Source organism: Armatimonas sp. (genome assembly GCF_043760365.1).
Classification (GTDB): Bacteria; Armatimonadota; Armatimonadia; order Armatimonadales; family Armatimonadaceae; genus Armatimonas.
Genome location: NZ_JAYUPA010000286.1, coordinates 1 through 5,552 on the forward strand (window position 1 = coordinate 1; position 5,552 = coordinate 5,552).

The following is a 5,552-nucleotide window of genomic DNA, read 5'->3' on the forward strand; positions in this document are numbered from 1 at the left end:
AGCACCTGGCGCAGCGTGTGCGCCAAGCTAGGGATCCTTTAGTTTTACACCCGTCGTTTTAAACGAGCCCTTGCCGGGCAGCCAAGAGTGCGGCCTCGGCGCGGGAGTTTACTTCGAGTTTCTCAAAAATCTTGGAAATATGGTTCTTGACGGTTTTTTCAGAGATGAAGAGCGCGTCGGCGATTTCTTTGTTGCGCATGCCCTTACCGATGAGGCCAAGCACCTCGCGCTCGCGGTCTGTGAGGTGGGCGAAGACAGCATTATCGGCGGCTTTCTGGGTCGTGAGACGACCAAACTCGGCCAGAATCCGGGTGATGAGCACGGGATTGAGTAGCGACTCGCCGCGCGCCACGGCGCGGATGGCGGCAAGCGCGTCCTCGGGCGGGGAGTCTTTCAAAACATAGCCGAGCGCACCGGCTTTGATCGCCGCAAAGACTTTGTCATCGTCGCCGTAGATCGTGAGAATGACAACCTGTGTGTTGGGGAGCTCCTGGCGGATAGTCTCCGTGACCTGGATACCGTTGAGCTTGGGCATGCCAATATCGGTGAGGAGCACATCGGGCTTCTGGGCGCGGCAGACAGAGAGCGCCCGCTCGCCATCCGATGCGGTGCCAACCACCTGAATGTCGTCTTCGAGCGCGAGAATCTGCGCCAGGTTCTCGCGCATCATGGTCTGGTCTTCGGCGATAACGAGTCTAATTTTTTCCACGTTTTGGTTGCTCCATTGGCTTTGCGAGGGCTTGTTTGGTGGGATGTGCGGGCAACTCAGCCTTGCTGAAATACAGTAGCAGGGCGGGCAGGGCGACCCAGAGGGGAAGCAGAAGATACAGCATGGCCCGCATCAGGCTTAAGTTTCGTAAGTAGAAATCAAGCGGCATGACTTCTTTGTTCAACGTGTATCCCGTATTGCTGGTAATGCGCTGGACTTCCTCTTCCAGGGAGTTGATGTGTTTGTCTGACTTTTTGAGACTGTCGGTGGCGACCTGAAGTGACTGTGCGGCGAGAAGGACGAAAACAATCAAGACCAGAGCCGCTAAACAAATAAAATAGTGTGTGGGGGTCTCTGCCTTTTGAAAAGACACAGCCAACCAGAGCGCCAGAGAAACATTTGTGATCACGAAGCTGACGAAGCCCAAGACGATCAGAGTGGCGTTGTGTCTCCAGTGGACATGAATCTCAAAGATCCGGCGCTCGACACGTTCAATGTTGGTGTGGTGGGGAAGAAGCTCATGATCTTGTGACAGGGCGGTTGCAGTGCTCTCCTCTGAGTTAAAATATTCGTTCGTGGTGTTCACAAGGCCTCCGTCCGGTACGAGTGGGCTACCAGTGCAACATACTCCGAAAGTCCGGCATCGGCAAGGTCGTAGTGAACAGCGGTACGCAGCGCCACCAGAGCATCGCCGACAGACTTGGCCATTCGGTCGGCGACGTACTGCGGGTAGGGTTCGCGAATCTCGGGGCTGATCACTTGCGCTTTAATCACGGCGAAGACCTGCGCGAGCCTCTCGGGAGTCTGGGCGATCTCTTTTTTTATCTCCAGTCGGTAGGCGGGGCTCCAGGGCTGCGGCTTGTAGTAGGTGGCAAAAAGTCCATCGGTGCGTACCTGGGAGACAGCTTCATTCACGGCTTCACGCACTTCCTCACGAATCACATCGGAGGGCGTGAGTTTCTGAATCTCCTTGGCGATCCAGTTACGCTTGCTCTTTTGTGTCAGCCCCAGCGGCACGGGTTCGGTGTACTCGTCAGCCTGGAGCAGCAGTGTCATGGTGGTGCGGTCATCGAGCTTGAGCTGTCCACCGAGCCAGGTCTCGCCCAGATCCCGTGTGCCGTCGTACTTCACTAAAGCGACTATCTCGGGCTTAAACATCGCGGCATGAAGCGCTTCTGCGGTCTTGTACTGCGCAAAGTTCTCGGCCAGCTCTCGCCGAAGCCCATCGTCTCGAATGCTCAGAGCGGCGTTGAGCGAGATCACGGGCGTCAGGTGAGAGCCGTCTAGGAGCACGACAGGGTGGGGGGCGTTGGCCAGCAGCGAGAGTTCTAGTGTGGTCATCACGGCGCGGCAGGTGCTTCCGGTGGCATCGCCCTCGTGCTGGAGGGTTTTCTGCCACGCGGCAAACGGTGTCTCGCGCCAAAGCCCCGATCCCCCAAGGCCCTCCACTCCCACAGCCACTGCCAGCGCCGTGTCCATACCAAGGCCTTTCTCCACTGCTGCGCCGCCGTCTACGGCGCAGCACGCAGGCGCAATCACCTCGGGAAGCTGCTCGGTGTGGAGTATACGGCTGGCAAGAATCAGCTGGTGGCGCATCAGCTCACGGCGGGAGTCCACGCTCTCAAAAAGCTCGCGCACCTCGCCCGCCACCTCAGCGGCTTTGCCTAAAATCTGGCGGATAATCTGGTCGGGAAGGTCGGAACCACTATCGAATGACATCACGCGGATTGTACCCTTGTACGATAGAATGGCGCTGTATGTCTGCTCTGGATCGGTTTCACACGGCGGTGACGAACGCTCTTAAAAAAGAGGGCTGGACGATTACCCATGATCCCTATCGGATCATCTCGGGGCGGCGAAACCTCTATGTGGATCTTGGGGCTGAGAAACTTGTGGCGGCGGAGCGTGGCATAGAAAAGATCGCGGTTGAGATTAAGACCTTTGCGGGAAAGTCTGATATCGAGGTGCCCTACGCAAACAAGAGCCGGAGCGTGTTTTATTTTTAGCAGTGCCGGATGATGAACCACTTGCTGCGTTACGATCCCGAGCACGAGGAGATTTTAGGATGGATTACCTAACGATTGGGCGTGATGCGATTGAGCGCTGTTTACAAAAACACGCCGATATTCCCTTTGCTCAGGGGGAGATAGACTCCGAGGTAATCTTTGATCGTGAGAACAACCACTGGGTACTCTTTGCGATTGGCTGGGATGGTTTCAAGCGTATTTACGCGCCGCTAATTCATGTGGAAGTCAAAGAGGGCAAGTTCTGGGTGCAGCACGATGGAACTGAAGAAGGAATTGCCGGAGATCTGGTGGAAGCGGGCGTTCCCAAAGATCAGATAGTGCTTGCCTTCCAGCATAAAAGTCGGCGTAAATGGGGCGAGTTTGCCCCGGCGTAGCGGTTTTTCTGGCACGGTACAATAGCGCCATGGCCTTCTCCTGGAAGCGAGCGCGGCGAGCGGGAAAGCTCCGGCAGCACCGCGATGTGCGTGAGGATTTGCTGCGCATGGGACGCCATGCCCCAGCTCCAATTCGCAATAAAGCCGCACCGGTTCGCTTCTGTCCTCACAACTGGACGACTCTTTGGGGGGCGGCGGCACTGGGCTACGCTAAGATAGTGAAGCGCTTTCTGGACAATGGGGTGCAAGTGAACCAGCGCGATGAGTGGGGGCGCACGGCGCTCTGGTGGGCGGTGGATGAGCGGCGCTTTGAGATTACGGAGCGGCTCCTGGCCTTCGGGGCGAACCCGGACCAGCGCGATGAAACGGGAATTGGTCCCTTGCATCTCGCCATCCGTCGCGGCGACACAGCGCTTGCCGTGCTGCTCTTGAGCCACGGAGCGCGCCCTGAGGGCGAGGTCGAAGGTGATAAACCAACCCCTCTAATGTGGGCCGTGCGGCGCGGCGATGCGGTTCTGGTGGAGACACTCTTACGTGCGGGAGCGCGCACCACAGCGCGGGATCGGTGGGGGCACACGGCGATTTTCTATGTTCAGAGTGCCACGGCGGGCAGTGTTCTGCCACATCTCCTGGAAGCCGGAGCATCCCCCGTGGAGCGGGCAGGAGATCACGACACCCCGCTGCACCGGGCACTACGCGTGGGAGATGCGCGGCTCTGGAAAGCGCTGGTGCCTGGTGACGATCTGCCCGAGTTTTTGCAACTGCGGGGCCGCGCCGACGACACGCTACTCCACGCTGCCGCCGAGGGGGGCAACCCAACCCTTGTGGCACGCTTGATAGACGATGGCACGCTGATCAATGGGCGCAACGCCTTCGGACACACGCCGCTCCTCGTGGCGCTGACCTCCGAGAATCTTCGCGTGACGATACTTCTCACCCAGGCCGGAGCGACGATTGGGTTTCTCGAAGCGATTGCCATGGGCGATGCGACGCGTGCAACCGAGCTGTGGCCGCGCCCGGGAACCCTACTCGATGCACCCATATCCGGTCTGGAAACGCCTCTGATGGGGGCCATTGCCCGAGGACGTGCTGAGCTGGTCGAGCGCCTTCTGGCTGTGGGAGCCTCACCCAATGCGGGAACCCGGACTCTGGGAACGCCCCTCGATGTCGCAGTGCTCACCGACCAGGCTGAGCTCGCGCGTCTGCTTCTGGAACGGGGGGCGGACCCAACTCTGCTGCGCCACGTCACCTCGCTGGAGCTGCGCGAGCTCCTTGGAGAAATCCCAGAGCTGCTACCGCTCCGGGCGACGCGCCTGGAGCACACCCGCGCGGACACTCAGGCCCTCTACGAAGCCGCCGTTGCCGGGGACGATGCCTTGCGCTTCTTGCTCCTCTGCGGTGCCAATCTCAATTCGACAAATGACCAAGGCGCGACGGCATTAATGCTTGCCGCGCGCGATGGGGATGCCCCCGCGGTGCAGCGCTTGCTCACGTTTGGTGCCGCTCCCGCTGGTGCCTACGCCGAGGCGTTGAAGGCTGGGCGCATTGCAGTGCTCTCCCTGCTCACTTTAGACGAGGATACGGAGGAACCCGACAGCTATGACTGACCTTTCTTCTGCCGAGCGCGAGCGCTATGCCCGTCACCTTCTCTTACCAGAACTCGGGTTGGCGGGCCAAAAACGGCTCAAGGCGGCCACGGTCGTGGTGGTTGGGGCCGGGGGGCTGGGCTGTCCGGCTCTCCAGTATCTCGCTGCCGCAGGAGTGGGCACGATTCGCGTCATAGATGATGACACCATAGATCGCTCGAACTTACAGCGCCAGATTCTCTACCGGGACAGCGATGTCGGGCAGCCCAAAGCTGAGGCCGCAGCGGCGGTACTCCTGGCGCAGAACCCCCTGATTCACATCGAAGCCCACTCGGTGCGCCTAGTCGCGCCAAATGCCGCAGCGCTTCTGAGTGGGGCTGATGTGATTGTCAATGGAGCGGATAACTTTCCCACCCGCTATCTGGTCAGCGATGCGACTGTTTTGCTAGGCATTCCCCACGTCCACGGCGCAATCCATCGCTTCGAGGGCGAGGTAAGCGTCTTTCTTCCCGGCGGGCCGTGTTACCGCTGTCTCCATCCGACCCCTCCTGCACTCGGAACCGTGCCGTCGTGCAGCGAGGCAGGAGTGCTGGGCGTGTTGCCCGGACTGGTGGGGACGCTTCAGGCCACGGAGACACTAAAGCTATTACTTGGGATTGGGCTACCACTCGTCGGGCGCTTGCTCCTGCTGGATGCGCTCACGCTGCGTTTTCGCGAGCTACGCCTGCCCCGAAATCCCGCATGTGCGGCTTGTGGCAACACGCCAACCCTCGACGAGCTTGCCGATAACACTGAGGTACAATGTCCTACACAATATTCTACAGGAGTAACAACGATGCGTGAGATGACGCCCACG

At 59.5% G+C, this 5,552-nt stretch carries 7 protein-coding genes; 4 read left to right on the top strand and 3 right to left on the bottom strand.

From position 1 onward, the window contains the following. Window positions 1–58: 58 nt before the first annotated feature. From ACH2EH_RS06820 to ACH2EH_RS06830, 3 genes are read right to left on the bottom strand one after another with little or no spacing between them, the layout of a single operon-like run. Window positions 59–709 (bottom strand): response regulator transcription factor, encoded by a 651-nt coding sequence (locus tag ACH2EH_RS06820; protein WP_309687434.1) that lies wholly within the window; start codon window positions 707–709, stop codon window positions 59–61. Next, window positions 696–1,295 carry a hypothetical protein gene (locus ACH2EH_RS06825; RefSeq protein ID WP_395140172.1) on the bottom strand — a complete coding sequence of 200 codons (600 nt, stop codon included), beginning with the start codon at window positions 1,293–1,295 and terminating at the stop codon, window positions 696–698. Before ACH2EH_RS06825 ends, ACH2EH_RS06820 begins: the two co-directional genes overlap by 14 nt. Next, window positions 1,292–2,428 (bottom strand): DNA double-strand break repair nuclease NurA, encoded by a 1,137-nt coding sequence (locus tag ACH2EH_RS06830; protein WP_395140174.1) that lies wholly within the window; start codon window positions 2,426–2,428, stop codon window positions 1,292–1,294. The genes ACH2EH_RS06825 and ACH2EH_RS06830 overlap by 4 nt, the downstream gene beginning before the upstream one ends. 38 nt (window positions 2,429–2,466) lie before the next feature. Here ACH2EH_RS06830 and ACH2EH_RS06835 point away from each other — a divergent pair, with 38 nt between their 5' ends. The 4 genes from ACH2EH_RS06835 to moeB all read left to right on the top strand — a co-directional run. Further along, window positions 2,467–2,715: an element excision factor XisH family protein gene (locus ACH2EH_RS06835; RefSeq protein WP_395140176.1), complete on the top strand. Its 249-nt coding sequence runs from the start codon at window positions 2,467–2,469 to the stop codon at window positions 2,713–2,715. A gap of 59 nt (window positions 2,716–2,774) precedes the next feature. Next, window positions 2,775–3,110 (top strand): XisI protein, encoded by a 336-nt coding sequence (locus ACH2EH_RS06840; protein WP_395140178.1) that lies wholly within the window; start codon window positions 2,775–2,777, stop codon window positions 3,108–3,110. A gap of 29 nt (window positions 3,111–3,139) precedes the next feature. Then, window positions 3,140–4,717 (top strand): ankyrin repeat domain-containing protein, encoded by a 1,578-nt coding sequence (locus ACH2EH_RS06845; protein WP_395140180.1) that lies wholly within the window; start codon window positions 3,140–3,142, stop codon window positions 4,715–4,717. Next, a partial coding sequence (gene moeB, locus ACH2EH_RS06850) for a molybdopterin-synthase adenylyltransferase MoeB (RefSeq protein WP_395140182.1) occupies window positions 4,710–5,552 on the top strand: 843 nt, incomplete at its 3' end. The genes ACH2EH_RS06845 and moeB, both read left to right, overlap by 8 nt.

Bases quoted from the DNA above. Each gene is read 5' to 3' on its own strand.
- ACH2EH_RS06840 (WP_395140178.1), top strand. From the start codon at position 2,775: ATGGATTACCTAACGATTGGGCGTGATGCGATTGAGCGCTGTTTACAA.
- ACH2EH_RS06830 (WP_395140174.1), bottom strand. From the start codon at position 2,428: ATGTCATTCGATAGTGGTTCCGACCTTCCCGACCAGATTATCCGCCAG.
- ACH2EH_RS06845 (WP_395140180.1), top strand. From the start codon at position 3,140: ATGGCCTTCTCCTGGAAGCGAGCGCGGCGAGCGGGAAAGCTCCGGCAG.
- ACH2EH_RS06835 (WP_395140176.1), top strand. From the start codon at position 2,467: ATGTCTGCTCTGGATCGGTTTCACACGGCGGTGACGAACGCTCTTAAA.